14 protein-coding genes are annotated in these 15,240 nt (G+C 63.0%); 5 read left to right on the plus strand and 9 right to left on the minus strand.

Features of this window, described 5'->3' with window-relative positions; all coding sequences use genetic code 11:
- Window positions 1–44: 44 nt before the first annotated feature.
- The 3 genes from omp10 to NKH97_RS25675 form a co-directional block, all read right to left on the minus strand.
- The gene (omp10, locus tag NKH97_RS25665; RefSeq protein WP_127259982.1) at window positions 45–422 is read right to left on the minus strand and encodes an outer membrane lipoprotein Omp10; all 378 of its coding nucleotides are present in this window, start codon (window positions 420–422) and stop codon (window positions 45–47) included.
- Window positions 423–605: 183 nt separating this feature from the next.
- Window positions 606–2,051 (minus strand): homospermidine synthase, encoded by a 1,446-nt coding sequence (locus NKH97_RS25670; RefSeq protein WP_352799051.1) that lies wholly within the window; start codon window positions 2,049–2,051, stop codon window positions 606–608.
- 219 nt (window positions 2,052–2,270) lie between these two features.
- A complete protein-coding gene (locus NKH97_RS25675) occupies window positions 2,271–3,302 on the minus strand; it encodes a LacI family DNA-binding transcriptional regulator (protein WP_164892874.1) in 1,032 nt (343 codons plus the stop codon).
- A 213-nt stretch (window positions 3,303–3,515) separates the two neighbouring features.
- On the opposite strand from NKH97_RS25675, the gene NKH97_RS25680 reads away from it, so the two are divergent.
- Together NKH97_RS25680 and NKH97_RS25685 are read left to right on the plus strand one after the other, a co-directional pair.
- Window positions 3,516–3,845, plus strand: a complete 330-nt coding sequence (locus tag NKH97_RS25680) for a MoaF-related domain-containing protein (protein WP_023810059.1) — start codon at window positions 3,516–3,518, stop codon at window positions 3,843–3,845.
- 90 nt (window positions 3,846–3,935) lie between these two features.
- On the plus strand, window positions 3,936–4,379 hold the full coding sequence (locus tag NKH97_RS25685) for a hypothetical protein (protein WP_031212814.1): 444 nt from the start codon (window positions 3,936–3,938) through the stop codon (window positions 4,377–4,379).
- Here NKH97_RS25685 and NKH97_RS25690 read toward each other — a convergent pair.
- The 5 genes from NKH97_RS25690 to NKH97_RS25710 all read right to left on the minus strand — a co-directional run bounded on the left by NKH97_RS25690 (window position 4,376) and on the right by NKH97_RS25710 (window position 10,190).
- Window positions 4,376–5,296, minus strand: coding sequence for a heme-dependent oxidative N-demethylase family protein (locus tag NKH97_RS25690; RefSeq protein WP_352799052.1), 921 nt, complete (start codon window positions 5,294–5,296; stop codon window positions 4,376–4,378). The two genes, NKH97_RS25685 and NKH97_RS25690, sit on opposite strands and share 4 nt — an antisense overlap.
- 3 nt (window positions 5,297–5,299) lie before the next feature.
- Window positions 5,300–5,962: an aminotransferase class IV family protein gene (locus NKH97_RS25695; RefSeq protein WP_352799053.1), complete on the minus strand. Its 663-nt coding sequence runs from the start codon at window positions 5,960–5,962 to the stop codon at window positions 5,300–5,302.
- Entirely contained in the window at window positions 5,911–7,056 is a 1,146-nt protein-coding gene (locus NKH97_RS25700) for an aminodeoxychorismate synthase component I (protein WP_352799054.1), read from the minus strand. The genes NKH97_RS25695 and NKH97_RS25700 overlap by 52 nt, the downstream gene beginning before the upstream one ends.
- A 181-nt stretch (window positions 7,057–7,237) precedes the next feature.
- Complete coding sequence (locus tag NKH97_RS25705) at window positions 7,238–7,996, minus strand: helix-hairpin-helix domain-containing protein (RefSeq protein WP_352799055.1); 759 nt, start codon at window positions 7,994–7,996, stop codon at window positions 7,238–7,240.
- 361 nt (window positions 7,997–8,357) lie between these two features.
- Window positions 8,358–10,190: a M3 family oligoendopeptidase gene (locus tag NKH97_RS25710; RefSeq protein WP_127290769.1), complete on the minus strand. Its 1,833-nt coding sequence runs from the start codon at window positions 10,188–10,190 to the stop codon at window positions 8,358–8,360.
- Between the two features lie 177 nt (window positions 10,191–10,367).
- On the opposite strand from NKH97_RS25710, the gene NKH97_RS25715 reads away from it, so the two are divergent.
- The 3 genes from NKH97_RS25715 (at window position 10,368) to NKH97_RS25725 (ending at window position 14,495) form a co-directional block, all read left to right on the plus strand.
- Complete coding sequence (locus NKH97_RS25715; RefSeq protein WP_352799056.1) at window positions 10,368–11,903, plus strand: sigma-54-dependent transcriptional regulator; 1,536 nt, start codon at window positions 10,368–10,370, stop codon at window positions 11,901–11,903.
- A gap of 408 nt (window positions 11,904–12,311) precedes the next feature.
- A complete protein-coding gene (locus NKH97_RS25720; protein WP_128303108.1) occupies window positions 12,312–14,138 on the plus strand; it encodes a peptidoglycan L,D-endopeptidase MepK in 1,827 nt (608 codons plus the stop codon).
- Between the two features lie 165 nt (window positions 14,139–14,303).
- Window positions 14,304–14,495 carry a hypothetical protein gene (locus tag NKH97_RS25725; RefSeq protein WP_352799057.1) on the plus strand — a complete coding sequence of 64 codons (192 nt, stop codon included), beginning with the start codon at window positions 14,304–14,306 and terminating at the stop codon, window positions 14,493–14,495.
- Window positions 14,496–14,568: 73 nt separating this feature from the next.
- Here the strand turns inward: NKH97_RS25725 and NKH97_RS25730 are convergent, their stop codons facing one another.
- A complete protein-coding gene (locus tag NKH97_RS25730) occupies window positions 14,569–15,207 on the minus strand; it encodes a 2-dehydro-3-deoxy-phosphogluconate aldolase (RefSeq protein ID WP_128303107.1) in 639 nt (212 codons plus the stop codon).
- Between the last annotated feature and the right edge of the window lie 33 nt (window positions 15,208–15,240).

Genomic DNA, 15,240 nt, shown 5'->3' on the forward strand with positions numbered 1-15,240 from the left:
GCGGCCAACCGGCCGCCGTCCTTGGAAAACCAATAGTCGTGGGTTCAGACGCGCCTTGTCAGCACGAAATTCTGACCGCTGGAGCTGGTGCAGTTGAGCTGGCTTGTCGACACCATCAGGCAGTTGAAGCTGACCGCGGTCTGGCGGATCAGCGAGGTGCCGTTGATCTGCACCGACGTGGCGCCGGTCATCGTGTAGCTGCCGTCGGCAAGCTTCTGGCCGGTGTCGGTGGCCACGGTCGTGAAGGTACCGCCGGCAAAGGTCGACAGGCCGGTGCCCTTGGCGTCGATCCACGAGCCCTCGACGCCTTTCGGCGCCGCTGCCATCGGCGGTTCATCGGGGCCGCTGGTCGCACAGGCGGCGAGCATCGTCGCAATGGCACCCGCCACGCTCATCGAAAGAATTTTGCGCGCAATGATCATGTGAAAATCCTCTCCTCTCGCATCGGCCCGAAAATCGGAATCGATTTTCGACAGGCACGAGGCGTGCATCCAAGTTTCCAGAGCGACGTGCGTCCAGATGAACACGTATCGCTGTGGTCCGCATCCCTTCAATCGCCCGATTTCCGGGCGATTGCAAGGCAGTGAGGCAGGTAGGCGGTGCTGCTATCGCACAAGGATGTTGCGGAACTGCCACGGGTCGTTGCGGTCGAGGTCTTCCGGGAACAGGCCGGGACGGTTATCGAGCGGCGTCCAGTCGGTGTAGTAGCCCTTGACCGGTCCGAGATACTGGGACTGCACTTCCAGGCACCGCCTGTAGTCCATCTCGTCGGCTTCGACGATGCCAGCCTCGGGGTTTTCCAGCGCCCAGACCATGCCCGAGAGCACTGCCGAGGTGACCTGCATGCCGGTGGCGTTCTGATAGGGCGCCAGCTTGCGGGCCTCGGCGAGCGACAGCTGCGAGCCGTACCAGTAGGCATTCTTGTCGTGGCCGTAGAGCAGCACGCCGAGTTCGTCGACGCCGTCGATCAACTCGTTCTCGTCGAGCACATGATGCACCGGCTGAGGCTTGCCGGCGGCGCCGAACATCTCGTCAAGCGACAGCATCGCGTCGTTGCAGGGATGGTAGGCATAGTGGCAGGTCGGGCGGTAATGCACCTTGCCCTTCTTCGAACGCACGGTGAAGAAATCGGCGATCGAGATCGCCTCATTGTGCGTCACCAGCAGGCCGTATTGCGCGCCGGGCGTCGGGCACCACGAGCGCACGCGCGTGTTGGCGCCCGGCTGCTCCAGATAGATGGCGGCCTTCGAGCCTTGCTTGTGCTTCTTGGCGTTCTTCGGCATCCACGTCTCATGCGTGCCCCAGCCGAGTTCGGCAGGCTGCAGGCCCTCGGAGATGAAGCCTTCGACCGACCAGGTGTTCCAGAACACATTCATCGGCTTCGGCTTCTTGGTGCGCTGGGTGTCGCGTTCGGCGATGTGGATGCCCTTGACGCCGGCCTTCTTCATCAGCTTGGCCCAGCCCTCGCGGTCGTTCTGCGCGGGCTCCGAGAATTCCAGGCCAAGATCGGTGGCGAGATTGACCAACGCCTGCTTGACGAACCACGAGACCATGCCTGGATTGGCGCCGCAGGTGGAGACCGCCGTAGCGCCGCCGGGCTTGTCGTGCTTTTCCTTGAGCAGCGACTCTCGCAGCGCGTAATTGGTGCGGCTGGCGTTGTCCGCCTTGGCGTCGAAATAGAAGCCGAGCCACGGCTCGACGACGGTGTCGATGTAGAGCACACCAAGCTTGCGGCAGAGCCGCATCAGATCCACCGAGCCGGTATCGACCGACAGGTTGATGCAAAAGCCCTGGCCGCCGCCATTGGTCAGAAGCGGGGTCAAGAGCTTCTTGTAGTTCTTCTCGGTCACCGCTTCCTGGACGAAGGCGATGCCGCGCTCGTCGAGCAGCTTGCGGTCGGTGTCGCGCGGGTCGATGACCGTCATGCGCGACTTGTCGAACTTGAAATGGCGTTCGATCAGCGGCAGCGTTCCCCGGCCGATCGAGCCGAAGCCGATCATCACGACGGGGCCGCTGATCTCACCGTAAACGGGCCAGTTTTCATTCGCCATTTTATCGAGCACTCCTTCAAAACCCAGGAAACTGGGAAAACACGCGCAAAACCGGGAATTTCTGCCCGGCGGCCATGCGCTACATCATAGATCATTGTCACAAACCAGCGAAAAGCGCCAACCAGCGGCTACGCTGCGTTGGCTACGTGGTTAAGGCCGAAACCGTGGATGAGTGGCTCTATCCGAGCCTGAGCTTGCCCATTCGCCAAGCGCACCGGTTTAACGGATTTTTGCCCTCGGCGCGGCTGTGGACGCCCGAACCACCAGTTCCACGGGCAGAACGACTTGGCGGGGCGGTTGATTGTCAAGAACCATGCGGGCGGCGAGCCTGCCTTTTCCGATCACGTCTTGCGCGACAGTCGTCAACGGAGGCGTGGTGCGTGCGGATTCGGCAGTGCCATCGAAGCCGATAACCGACACATGGCGCGGCACCTCTATGCCACGACGAACCGCCTCGTCGAGTATTGTGATCGCTTGCCAATCCGACATGGTCAGGATTGCGGTTGCTTCGGGCACATTGTCGAATACCACCGCCCCAGCAGATGGATCGCCCGGCGTCGTCTCGATGATCGGAACATCGTCGATCGACAAGTTCGCCTCCGCCAAACCCTGTTTGAAACCGTCGAGCCTTTCGTCGTCGAGTGAGAAGCCGGCTAGAAGCGGGCGCTCTGCCTGTCCGGGCATGTGCACGATCGGAGGGCCTGGAGTCCTCCGTATGGAAAGGATGGCAAAATGCCGGTGCCCTAACCCGGTCAGATGCCGGACGGCGGCGACCGCGCCACTTCTGCCGTCGATCTTTATCGAATTGATGTCGGGACCTGCGTCATTTTCGAGAATGACGAAGGGCAGGCGCCGTCGTTGTGCCGATGTTATGAGACCGATGTCCCCGCTGTGACCAAGGATGAAGCCGTCAACGAGGGCCTCGCGGATGCTGGCGAAGCGGGTATTGTCGGTGCCGTTTACAAGGCTGAGCGTCGTTCCGGCCTCGTCGCAGGCGAGCGAAACGCCCAGCACCAACTCGCGGCCATAGGGGCTTCTCATCACCTCGGCGATGGCGTAGGCGCCAGGTGGCATGAACCCGATGGCATTGAACTTGCCATCCCGCAGCAATCGTCCTTTCGGGTCGGGGCCGCCAAATCCGAGCGCTCTCGCGGCCGCTTCAACACGTTGGCGCAATTCAGGCCTGACCAGTTCCGGCCGGTTGAAGACGTTGGAAACAGTGCCCCGGGAGACACCGGCAGCCTTGCCCACATCGGCTAGCGTTGGCATTGTGATTCACCCATTTCCCTTCAGTTAGACCATTTTTTGGAGCGCTCCAAGAATTTCGTTGACTCGAAAGTGAAAAAGGGGGATCGTATCACTTGGAGCGCTCCAAATAAACATATCTGCTATATTTCGCGTCTGAAACAACGGAGATTGTCAAAAGGCTTGGTCACAGCGGCGGCCATGCCCAAGGAGAGAGTCATGGCAGAAACCAATGTTTTTCCAGCCTCGCTTGTCGGTAAGTCTTTCGACTGCGTTTTCGGCCCGTTCGTACCCCGGCTGACGTTTTTCTCGCCGGAGGAATTGCATGTGCAGGCGTCGATCGGTGCCACCGAAATTGACGAGATGGTCAAGATCGACATGACCAGCGTACGCCCGAACCTCGTTCTCATGAGCTGGACGGAGCAGAGCGGCAACTTCATCGTGCAGTTGCAGGATCATGAAAACGGGATCGTCCATAATTATGCGCGTCTGGCCGATGGGCAGCTCTTCTGTGCCCAAGGTGCCATTCAATCCGTTGCGGTGGCGTGACACTGCCGCGTCTTGGCCCGGCCGACCGCGTGCGGCCGGACTCCGATCTGCTGAAGTGCCTGTCATTCCCTAATGGAGGAGGAAAGTGCGATGGAACTCGCTTACGACAGTCATCTGCTTGCCCGAATTCTGTTGAGCGTCGCGACCGTGGGCTACGGTGTGGTGACGATCAAAGCCGACCTCAACGCCACCCACGCCACCAATCCGCTGTGGACCCCGCACGCCCGGTTTCACGTCGTTTGGCAGGTGCTGAGCTACACCGGAGTTGCGCTGATTGCGCTGGGGCTTATCTGGATCGAGGGGCCACTCGAAGCCGAGCGGCTCTATCTCGCAGGGGGATTGGGCGTCGCTATGTACGGAGCGTTCTTCGTGGCAATGCTCTCACGACCGATTTATGGCGGCGTGCTCTACGACGAGAACGGCTATCTGCCATTCCGACCGCCGTTCGGACCGGCGGGTTGGCGGTGGGATGTCAACGTCACCGTCTTTAGCGCGATGTCCGCGATCCTGCTGCTGGGCCTAGCCGCGATTTAGGACAGCGCCAGCGCCCCGAGCCGGTCGACTAGCCGATCGCGGTCTGATGTCAGGCCCTTGTAGTCGAGCTGCGCGAGATCGAGCGCCTTGAGCTGGGCGGCGAAAGACGCCGCGAGCTTCGCCCGATCAGGGTGCCTGGCCAGCACGGCGAGCGGGTCGAGATGGATGCGGATGGTGAACAGGATATCGCGTGAAACAGGCAGTTTGCGCAGGGTTTGCCGCTCGACGCGGATGAAGGCATGGGCGTCGATGTCGCCATCGGGGAAGCGCGACGGCCTGTTGGTGGCGCGGTCGATGCGCTGCAGGTCGGAAAGCGGATGGTAGAGCGCGTTGTCGGCCTGGATCGACCAGTTGTAGCGCTCGACGGCCTGCCCCTGGAGGCCATCGAACATCCGGTTGATGAGTTCTGCCGGACGCGTGCCCGGGCCGAAACCCGGCACTGGCGCGTGGATGTCGTGCAGCGGCTTGCCGAATTTTTCCAGGAGCGACCAGGACGAGGGAAAGCACAGCGAGCCGGCAACGAGACGCCAGCCATTGTCGCCGCGGCGCATCAGGATCAGGTCCTCCTGGATGAGCTGTGAGGCCTTGGCCAGCGGAGCCTCGGCGAGGGAAGCAGGCAGACGGCGCGCCGCGCCCACCACCTCGACGCCTGATCCGATGCACCGATAGATTTCTGGAAACCTGTCCAACAGATGCGCACTGAGCAAGTCGAGCACCTCCTGCTGAGCGTCCCGCGTGCCGTCCTCCTCGACAAAAACCCGCTCGGGGATTTCGGCATAGAGCCGGTACTTCTCGGCGAGATACGGCACCAGATGGTCGTCGATCTCGATCCAGTCCGCCGGATCGAGCGGCTTCAGCCCGATGCTGAAGAGTTTCGACGAGCCGTCATAGGGCGTGTGGGTGGGCAAAGAGGTCATGCTTCAGATCAGTCTCGCAGGGATTAGTCCGCGCAGCGAATTGCCGACAAAAAGTGCTTTGGCCGACTTCAGGTCGCTGTAGCTGTAGACGGCTTCACGGGCGCGGCCTTCATCCAGAAGCTGCGCGCGCAATACACCAGGCAGCAGGCCGCAGTCGAGCCGGGGTGTGGCCAGCACGCCGTCGCCGAGATCGGCAAAGACATTGGTGATCGTGCCTTCACAGATCTCGCCGCGCTCGTTGGCCATAAGCACCTCGTCGGCCTGGGTGACGAGATATTCGGCGCGGGCATGCGTGTAGAGCTGTCGTCGGCTGGTCTTGTGGCGCAGCAGCGTGTCGTTCGAATCGAGCCTCGTCCGCGCCAGCCGCAGCGTCCAGACCTTGTCGGCGGCGAGCGGTTCATAAGGCTGCGCCGAGGCCGCCACCTCACCATCGTGCGACAGGACGAGCCGCGTGCGCATGGCAACGCCGGAACCGCCGACCGCGCTGCTCAGCGCCTCGCCGACCGTGCCTGGATCACAGCGGAAGCCGAGCTCCGCCGCCGAGCCGTAGAGGCGCGCAAGATGACGATCGAAGCGCAGGAAGCCCGGGCCGGGTTCCCAGCGCATGGTCTCGATCAACTGAAAGTCGGCGGTGTTCCCGTCGCGAAGCGCGCTTTCAGCAGACACTCCTGATACTCCTCCTGCGCCGTCGAATCGAAGACGACGCCGCCTCCGACATTGTAGACGGCCTTGCCGCCCGAAAAGAGCGAGATGGTGCGGATCGCCACCGAAAAGCGCATCGGGCCGCCGGGCGCGATCCAGCCTATGGCGCCGCAATAGGCATCGCGGGGCGTGCCTTCCAGATCGCGCAGGATCTCCATGGCACGGATCTTAGGCGCGCCGGTAATCGAACCGCAAGGAAACAGCGCCGCGAAAATCTGGCGGATAGAGAGACCCGGCAGCAGTTTGGCCCTGACGTCGCTTACCATCTGATGCACGGTCGGGTAGGTCTCGATGCGGAACAGCGCCGGCACGTCTAGCGTGCCGACCTCGCTGATCAGCGAGATATCGTTGCGCAGAAGATCGACGATCATCCGGTTTTCGGCCTGGTTCTTCTCGTCATTGCGCAGGAAGATCTTCTGCCGTTCGTCCTCGGCTTTGGTGGCGCCGCGCGGTGCCGTTCCCTTCATCGGATGCGTCTCGATCATGCCCTCGGCGTCGATCTCGAAGAACAGTTCAGGCGAGCGCGACAGCACGATGGGTTCACCGAGCGCGATCAGCGCGCCATATTTCACCGGTTGACGTTCCGTCAATGCATTGAAGGCGGCCAGCGGCTCGCCTGACCATTGCGCATGCACGGGAAAGGTCAAATTGCCCTGGTAGCAATCACCTTGCCGGATGTGCTGGTGCAGCTGCGAGAAGCGTTTTTCATAGTCCTCGGGCGACCACGTCGCACGGGCGTCGAAGATCGGGCCATTGGTGGCTGTGGTGTCGCGCGGCGGCACCGCCTCTTCGGCCGGGGCATCGAAAACCCCAAGGCACACGAGCGGGGAGCGGCGTCCGTTCGGCAGCAGGGGAACGAGCTTGGGTTCGAGCAGGTAGCCCGCCTCATACGAGAAATAGCCGGCAAGCCATTTGCCTGCATCATGCGCGGCTTGTGCTGCTTCCAGAGCCGGCCCGAAATCCTCTGCTTCGTGCGCCACGATGATATCGGCCGGCCGGTCGAAAACGAGCTGGCGCGCGCTTTTGTCATTGCGAAAAATTGCGGCGGGCAGGGACATGGGCACCGAATGCTGCGGTCAATGAAGCATCAACCGCTCTATATGGGGTGCCGCCCGCGCGCAATCGAGGGAACGGCACGCTGCCTCTCAAAGCCGACCTTTGGGCCAACTCAGGAACCTAGAGCAAACGGCGGCGCCGATATGGCGCCGCCGCTTGCAATCTTCAGGTCTCGCCTGGCGATCAGCTGTTGCTGGAGGTTCCGGCTGTTGGAAACTGCTTGGCGAATTCCTTCTCGTTGCCGGCTGCGAGCAGCTTGGCCTGCTCGATCCAGCGTTCGCGCGCGATGCGGCCGTCGAAATTCATGACGTCCTCGATCCGTTTGACATCGGCGGCTGTCCAGGACGCGATCTGGGCGAAGCTGGTGACGCCTTGCGCCTTGAGCAGCTTCTCGTTGACCGGACCGATACCGATCAGCCGGCGCAGATTGTCGGGCTTGCTGGATGCTGGGCCGGCTGCTGGCTTGGCTGTTGTTGCAGGCTTGCTCGTCGCGGATTTGGCTGGAGCCGAGGCTTTGGTGGCGGCGGGTTTCGCCGCCGCCTTGGCAGAGACCGCCTTGGCAGAGACCGGCTTGGCAGAGACCGCTTTCGCAGCGGCGGCCGGTTTAACCGGCGCGGGCTTTGTGGCGGAGGATTTGGCCGGCGCGGGGGTCGACATCAGGGCCGCCGGCGCCTGGCTTGCCGGCTTTGCCGCGCTGCTTCCGGCGGCAGGCGCGGCCGGCGCGTCGCGCAGCCGGCGCTCGAGGTCGGCGCGGGTCTTGCCGCATGCATCGAGTTCGCCGGTCAGGCGGTCGCTGTCGGTGCGAAGCCTGTCGCGTTCGCTGCGTGTACGGTCGAGGTCGCCGCGCAAGCTGTCGAGTTCACCGCGCAGGCGCCCCCAAAGGAACCAACCGACCAACACGCCTATCAGGAACGCCAGGACCACGTAGAAAAAAGTGCCCATTGTCTCTCTCCAGTCAGATCCGTCTGCCGTGGGTCATGACCTTCGGCGAAGGACTACTCTTGGTGGTTCCGCGGTAAGCAGAACAGCCGGCTTCGGTTCGAGCTGCGGCGATCGGCTTTGCTTGCCCATGGCCAACGGCCGTTGTCGCGTTCGCCTGAGCGCCACGGTTGGCTGAGATTTCTCCTCGCCGATCCGCATGCGCTCCGGCTGAGCTTGGAGCGAAGGCTATCATAGAGCTTGTGGAAAGCTATCGGAAAACTTCGGTGGAGAGTACTTCAAGAACAGATATTTAGGGCGATAGTAGAGCTGTTCCAACATGCATTCCGGCTAAACTGTCAGAGCGACGCCTGAGGGACGCGGTTCAAGCGTCGAGCGCCTCCAGCTCGTCGATCAGGCCACTGATGACGCCAAGTCCGATCTGCCAGAAGGCGGGATCGGTGGCGTCGAGCCCGAAGGGCGCCAGAAGCTCGGAATGATGTTTGGTGCCCCCGGCGCGCAGCATCTCGAAATACTTGTCCTGAAAGCCGCGCTCGGCGTTCTGGTAGACCGCGTAGAGCGAGTTCACCAGGCAGTCACCGAAAGCATAGGCATAGACATAGAAGGGCGAATGGATGAAGTGCGGGATGTAGGTCCAGAACACCTCGTAGCCTTCGCGCAGTTTGATGGCGGGACCCAGACTTTCGGCCTGCACTTCGAGCCAGAACTGACCGAGCCTGTCGGAGGTCAGTTCGCCGTTCTTGCGTTCGGCATGCACCTTGCGCTCGAATTCATAGAAGGCGATCTGGCGCACGACCGTGTTGATCATGTCCTCGACCTTCTGGGCGAGCATGGCCTTGCGCTCGCGCCGGTCGGTGGTCTGGTCGAGCAGCGAGCGGAAGGTCAGCATCTCGCCGAAGACCGATGCCGTCTCGGCCAGCGTCAGCGGCGTCGAGGCCATCAGTGCGCCCTGGCCGCCGGCCAGCACCTGATGCACCCCATGGCCAAGCTCGTGCGCCAGCGTCATCACATCGCGCGGCTTGCCCATGTAGTTGAGCAGGACATAGGGATGCGCCGACGGCACGGTCGGATGCGCGAAGGCGCCAGGCGACTTGCCGGGCCGCACCGGCGCGTCGATCCAGTTGCGGTCGAAGAAGGTTCGCGCGATCTCGGCCATGTCGGGCGAAAAGCGCTGATAGGCGGACAGCACCGTGTTCCTGGCCTCGTCCCAGCCGATGATCGCCTGGGGCGTATCCGGCAACGGCGCGTTGCGGTCCCAGTGGTTCATCACCTCCATGCCCAGCCAGCGTGCCTTCATCGCGTAATAGCGGTGCGACAGGCGCGGATAGGCATCGCGAACGGCGGAAGCCAGGGCGTCCACCACGCTGCGCTCGACGCGGTTGGCGAGATGGCGAGAATCGGCGATGTCCTCGAAGCCGCGCCAGCGGTCGGATATTTCCTTGTCCTTGGCCAGCGTGTTGGTAATCAGCGTGAAGGTGCGCAAATTTTTGCGGAAGGTCGTGGCCAGCGCCTCGGACGCCCGGCGGCGCACCCCGCCGTCGGCGTCCTGCAAACGGTTCAGCGCCGGCTCCAGCGTCAGTTCCTCGCCGTCGATGTCGAAGCGAAGGTCGGTCATCGTCTCGTCGAACAGGCGGTTCCAGGCGCCGCGTCCGGTGATCGACTTTTCGTGGAAGAGCTGCTCGACGCGGTCCTCGAGCTGGTAGGGCTTGTCCTTGCGCAGATCGAGCACCCACGGCCGGTAGTGACCGAAGGCGGGATCGCCGACGAGCGCGCCTTCGATCGACGCATCGTCGATCAGGTTGAGTTCGAGCGCGAAGAACAGAAGGTGCGCGCTGGCGTCGGTCATCTTCTCCTGGACGTCGCCATAGAGCTTGGCGCGCTGGGGATCAGCGGTGTTTCCGGCATAAACCAGACCCGCATAGGAGACGATGCGGCCGATCAGTTCCTCCAGCGCCTCGTAGGCGACAAGCGCCTCGCCCAACCTGCCGGCGCTGCCGCGCTCGGCCTCGGCGGCCAGCGTGCCTTTCCAGCGGTTCTCGAAGCTGGTCGCATCAGTGGCGGCCTTGGCGATGTCGCGCTTCAGTTCTGGCGCGTCCATGCCGGCATAGAGGTCGGCAAGGTTCCATTCCGGCAGGTCGCCCAGCTCGGCCGCGCCCTGACCGGACGCCGGCGCCGCAAGCCGCCGAGCAGAGACCATGTTGCCAGAATCCTTATGCATTGCCGACACCTTCCGTGGCCAAGGTTCAAGGAGAAACGAGAAGCCGGTCAAATCCTAAGGAATTCATTCACCGGGTTTTTTGAAACCTTATTTAGAACCCTGTGCCAAGATGGTCCACAGGGCAGGATTCCTCGGGCGGGCATAGTCGTATCAGTCATGACAGGTTCCATACTCATAGTCGATGACGATCCGGTGCAACGCCGGCTGCTCGAAGCGGCGGTGACGCGGTTCGGCTACAGCGCAATCGTTGTCGACGGCGGCGCGGCCGCTCTCGATATCCTCGATGGACCCGGCGCCCGCGAGGTGTCGGTGGTTATCCTCGATCTGGTCATGCCCGGTCTCGATGGTATCGGCGTGCTGAAGGCGATGCGCGAGCGCGACATCAACGTGCCGGCCATCGTGCAGACCGCGCAGGGCGGCATCGAGACCGTGGTTTCGGCGATGCGTCATGGCGCCTTCGATTTCGTCGTCAAGCCGGCGTCTCCCGACAGGCTGCAGGCGTCGATCGGCAATGCGCTCAAGGTCGAGGCCGTCGAGGGCGAGGTCAAACGCACGTCGCGCCGGCGCGGCGGCCTCCTGACCTTCAAGGACATGATCACGCACAGCCCGGCCATGGACAGGGTGATCCGCCTTGGCCAGAAAGCGGCGGCATCCAACATCCCGATCCTGATCGAAGGCGAGTCCGGCGTCGGCAAGGAACTGGTGGCGCGCGCCATCCAGGGCAGTGGCGACCGCCGTTCGAAACCCTTCGTCACGGTCAATTGCGGCGCCATCCCCGACAATCTGGTCGAATCGATCCTGTTCGGCCATGAGAAGGGCTCGTTCACCGGCGCCACCGACAAGCACACGGGCAAGTTCGTCGAAGCGCATTCGGGCACACTGTTCCTCGACGAGATCGGCGACCTGCCGCTCGACGTGCAGGTCAAGCTGTTGCGCGCGGTCCAGGACGGCGAGGTCGACCCGGTCGGCGGCCGCTCGACCGTCAGGGTCGACATCAGGCTGATTTCGGCGACGCACCGCAACCTCCTGCAGCAGGTCAAGGACGGCAAGTTCCGCGAGGATCTGTTCTATCGGCTGAACGTCTATCCGATCTTCGTGCCGCCGCTGCGCGACCGCCGCGACGACATCCCGTATCTGGTCACCCATTTCATGGAGAAGGTGGCGCCGGCCGACCCGCACCGTCGCCTGCAAGGTATTTCGGCGGCAGCGCTCGCCGTGCTGCAGGCCTATGACTGGCCCGGAAACATCCGGCAGCTCGAAAATGCCGTCTTCCGGGCCTCCGTGCTTTGCGAAGGCGATGTGCTTTCCGCCGAGGACTTCCCGCAGATACGGGCGCAAGTGGAAGGCACCGTCAACCTGGATATGGACGGCGACGCGCCGTCGCCGTCCCTGTCTTTGGAGGGGCGCGATGACGAAGCCTTGCCCGGCGAGGGCGGCCCAGCAATCGCGTTCGATCCGCCGGCAAGGCTGCAGCCTCGCTTCGGCACGTTGCGGGCGCTCGACGAGCGCGGCAATGTGCGGGCACTTGCCGATGTCGAACTCGAGATGATCAAGCTTGCCATCGATCACTACAACGGACAGATGAGCGAAGTCGCCCGCCGACTCGGGATCGGTCGCTCGACGCTCTATCGCAAGCTCAAGGAACACGGCATCGATCCGGAGACAGGCCGCGTGGACCGACTCGCTTCTTAGGGCGATGCCAGGCTGAGCTTCGGCCCGGAATCCGGCTTTGCCACAAGGCCGGCGCCAGCTTGCAATGCTATAACAGCCCTTGTATCGCCGTTTCAGCGGCATTGTGGCTGTGTCATGGACAGCTCTGTTCACGCATTAAGGCTAACGGTAACAGATCGTGTTCGGGGCGAAGGCGAAAATCTGATCTAAACCAGCGGTTTACCAAGAAACCTTGTGAACAATTTTTGACGGGATATCGCCACGGTGTTACCGCATTTCGGCTTCAATAAGCGATGATTAACCATTAGGATCGATATTCGGGTGTGCTAATGCCACATCCGTTTGGACAAATCCGGGGACAAACGGCAGCCTGCAAGGCCTTTTGATTTGAACAGAATCGAACGACACACAAACAGGCGGCACCATCATTTGAGCGTCTGGCCGAAGTGGCTGGCAGTGTTGGTTGTCGCTTTTGGTTTTGTTGCCGCGGCTGCGAGCGGAGCCAGCGCCGAAACACGGTCGCTGAAGCTTTATCATCTCCACACCCATGAGAAGGCCGAGATCGTCTACAAGCGCAACGGCCGCTACGTTCCCGAGGGTCTCAGGAAGATCAACATCATTTTGCGCGACTGGCGTCGCAACGAGCCGACCAAGATGGATCCGCGTCTGCTGGATCTGGTCTGGGAAGCGTATCGGGAAGCAGGTGCCACGGACTACATCCAGGTCATCTGCGGCTATCGCTCGCCGTCGACGAACTCGATGCTGCGCGGCCGCAGCAGGGGCGTCGCCGAGAAGAGCCAGCACATGCTCGGCAAGGCGATGGATTTTTACATCCCCGGCGTGCCGCTGAAGAAGCTGCGCAACATCGGTCTCAAGATGCAGGGCGGCGGCGTCGGCTACTATCCGTCATCCGGTTCGCCGTTCGTCCACATGGATGTCGGCAATGTGCGCCATTGGCCGGGTATCAGCCGGCAGGAACTGGTCAGCCTGTTCCCCAATGGCAAGACGCTGCATGTGCCGAGCGACGGCAGGCCGCTGCCCGGCTTTGAGCAGGCGCTCGCCTCCTACAAGGCGCGCAAGGGTTCAGGCTCGCCGGCCATCGAGATGGCCAGTGCTGGCGGCAGCAGCAAGAAGTCAGGTGGCTTCCTGTCGGCTTTCTTTGGCGGCGGCGGCGACGACGAGGCCGACGACAGCGCCGATGTCCAGACCGCTTCGGCCGCCCCCCCGCCCAAGGCGAGAAACCTGAAGCCGGCAGCAGCAGCCAAGACCAGCAACCTCCCGGGCATTGCCATCGTGGCGCCGGAGAATGCGCGGCGCGCCGAGATTCCGCAGGTGACCGAGCAGCAGGCTCCGGAGCCGGAAGAGGACACGCCGGAGACGATCATCGCGGCATTGCCGGCCCGAAGCATTCCGCTGCCGGATTTCGCACCGCGGCCGAAAGCCGATGTCGGCGCTCAGCAGCCTGAGAACGTTCCTTTTGCGATGGCGGAGGCGACAGCCACCACCGAGCAGGCCGTGGCGACCGCGCATGCGCCGGCGAGCGTTCCTTTCGGCTTGGCCGATGCAACGGCTTCGGCTAATCCGGCCCAGATCGCGGTCAACAACATACCGTTGCCGACATGGCGTCCCGACAATTCGCTGCCGGCCGCTCTGGCTGCGCCGCCCAGCAAGGATGTGCTGATGGCGCTGGCCGAGACGGCTGATCAAGGCAAGACCGCGACCGATGCGTTCTCGGTGCTGCCGACGGCGCGGCCCGAGATGGCCAGGCCGGATGCGGTCAAGGCCGTGCTCGACGAGGCCAATGCACAGGTCGGTGCGGCCGATTACCAGCTTGCTTCCTTGTCCGGATCCGAGCCGCGTTCGGCGTTCAACGATCCGGGCACCAACGCCGCATCGCCGCGCGATGCTGTCGTTGCCCGTCCGGCCGGTTCCGATCCGGCCGCCGCGATCGGCGCCGGCGTCAAGACGACCCGCAAGGAATCGAGAGCCACCGCCCGCGACCTGAAGCCAGGCCCCAAGGCCATGGTGGTTGCAGCCGCACCGCAGGCCGCCCGCTGGGCATTGACCAGCGGCGAGCATGTCGCCACCGTTTCAAGCGCGACGACGGCGCCGGGCTACGCCTACAGCATCGTGCACACGCCGCCGAGCGAGGTCTACACGGCCGGCTTCCAGCCGAGCAGCCAGGTGGCCGATGCCAATCGCTTCACCGGCAACGCCGTCAAGTTCATGTCGGTGGCCCGCTTCCAGACCAAGTGACGGCAAATCAATCGACAAAGCCGCGCCGGGCAACCAGCGCGGCTTTTTGCTGTTCAGCGAACCGGGCCAGCCTGCACGGTCACGCGCGGCTGAACTTCTCGTGAAGCCGGAACGGTCGGCCTATTCCCCGGGTTAATATAGGTTCGTTCAAACCCGGGGAGATCCATGAAGAACATCCTATTGGCATCGGTCATCGCATTGGCAACCGCTTCGGCGGCCATCGCCCCTACGCAGGCCGAGACCACTGCCGTCAAGACTCATGACCATATGCACATGAAGAAGCATTGCCGGACCAAGGTGGTCACAAGCTGGAAGCATCACCACAGGGTGGTTGAAAAGGTTCGGGTCTGTAGCTGATCCGGTTCGGAGCCGATTTGGCAAACCCGGTCGACGCGAGTCGGCCGGGTTTTTTCGTGCCGTGGCCGAAGCCTTATTTCGCAAGCTTGCTCGCCGCGCGCGCCAGGGCTTCGATCTCGTCCCACTTGCCGGCCTTGACGAGGTCGTCGGGCGCCACCCAGGAACCGCCGACGCAGACCACGTTGGGCAGGCTTAGATAGTCAGCCGCGTTCTTGGCCGAGATGCCGCCGGTCGGGCAGAATTTCACATCGGCGAGCGGTGAGGCGAAGGCCTTCAGCGAAGCGATGCCGCCCGACTGCTCGGCCGGGAAGAATTTCAGGAAGCGCAAGCCGGCTTCCCGCGCGGCCATGATCTCGCCGGGTGTGATGGCGCCGGGCAGCAGCGGAACATCGCTGCCGGCGGCTGCCGCCAGAAGCTCGCGGGTGATGCCGGGGCTGACGATGAACCGAGAGCCTGCGGCGGCTGCCTCTTCGAACTGGCCCGCATCGAGGATGGTGCCGGCGCCGACGATGGCGTCCTCGACTTCACCGGCCACCCGTCGGATCGCTTCCAGTGCGTCGGCGGTCCTCAGCGTGATCTCGATAGCCGGCAGGCCGCCGCGTGCCAGCGCGCGTGCCAGCGGCACCGCATTGGCGACATCAGAGATCTTCAGCACCGGGATGACGGGCTGGCCGTTGAGGAGCGACAGGAGTTTTTCGGTCTTGCTAGGCATGTGTCTCTCCGTGGCGTGGGACAATTCAACCGG

This window comes from Mesorhizobium sp. M0870 (assembly GCF_040319775.1).
Taxonomy (GTDB): domain Bacteria; phylum Pseudomonadota; class Alphaproteobacteria; order Rhizobiales; family Rhizobiaceae; genus Mesorhizobium.

Coding starts and splice junctions, on each gene's coding strand:
- omp10 (WP_127259982.1), bottom strand. CDS start 422: ATGATCATTGCGCGCAAAATTCTTTCGATGAGCGTGGCGGGTGCCATT.
- NKH97_RS25670 (WP_352799051.1), bottom strand. CDS start 2,051: ATGGCGAATGAAAACTGGCCCGTTTACGGTGAGATCAGCGGCCCCGTC.
- NKH97_RS25680 (WP_023810059.1), top strand. CDS start 3,516: ATGGCAGAAACCAATGTTTTTCCAGCCTCGCTTGTCGGTAAGTCTTTC.
- NKH97_RS25685 (WP_031212814.1), top strand. CDS start 3,936: ATGGAACTCGCTTACGACAGTCATCTGCTTGCCCGAATTCTGTTGAGC.
- NKH97_RS25690 (WP_352799052.1), bottom strand. CDS start 5,296: ATGACCTCTTTGCCCACCCACACGCCCTATGACGGCTCGTCGAAACTC.
- NKH97_RS25700 (WP_352799054.1), bottom strand. CDS start 7,056: ATGTCCCTGCCCGCCGCAATTTTTCGCAATGACAAAAGCGCGCGCCAG.
- NKH97_RS25705 (WP_352799055.1), bottom strand. CDS start 7,996: ATGGGCACTTTTTTCTACGTGGTCCTGGCGTTCCTGATAGGCGTGTTG.
- NKH97_RS25710 (WP_127290769.1), bottom strand. CDS start 10,190: ATGGTCTCTGCTCGGCGGCTTGCGGCGCCGGCGTCCGGTCAGGGCGCG.
- NKH97_RS25715 (WP_352799056.1), top strand. CDS start 10,368: ATGACAGGTTCCATACTCATAGTCGATGACGATCCGGTGCAACGCCGG.
- NKH97_RS25725 (WP_352799057.1), top strand. CDS start 14,304: ATGAAGAACATCCTATTGGCATCGGTCATCGCATTGGCAACCGCTTCG.
- NKH97_RS25730 (WP_128303107.1), bottom strand. CDS start 15,207: ATGCCTAGCAAGACCGAAAAACTCCTGTCGCTCCTCAACGGCCAGCCC.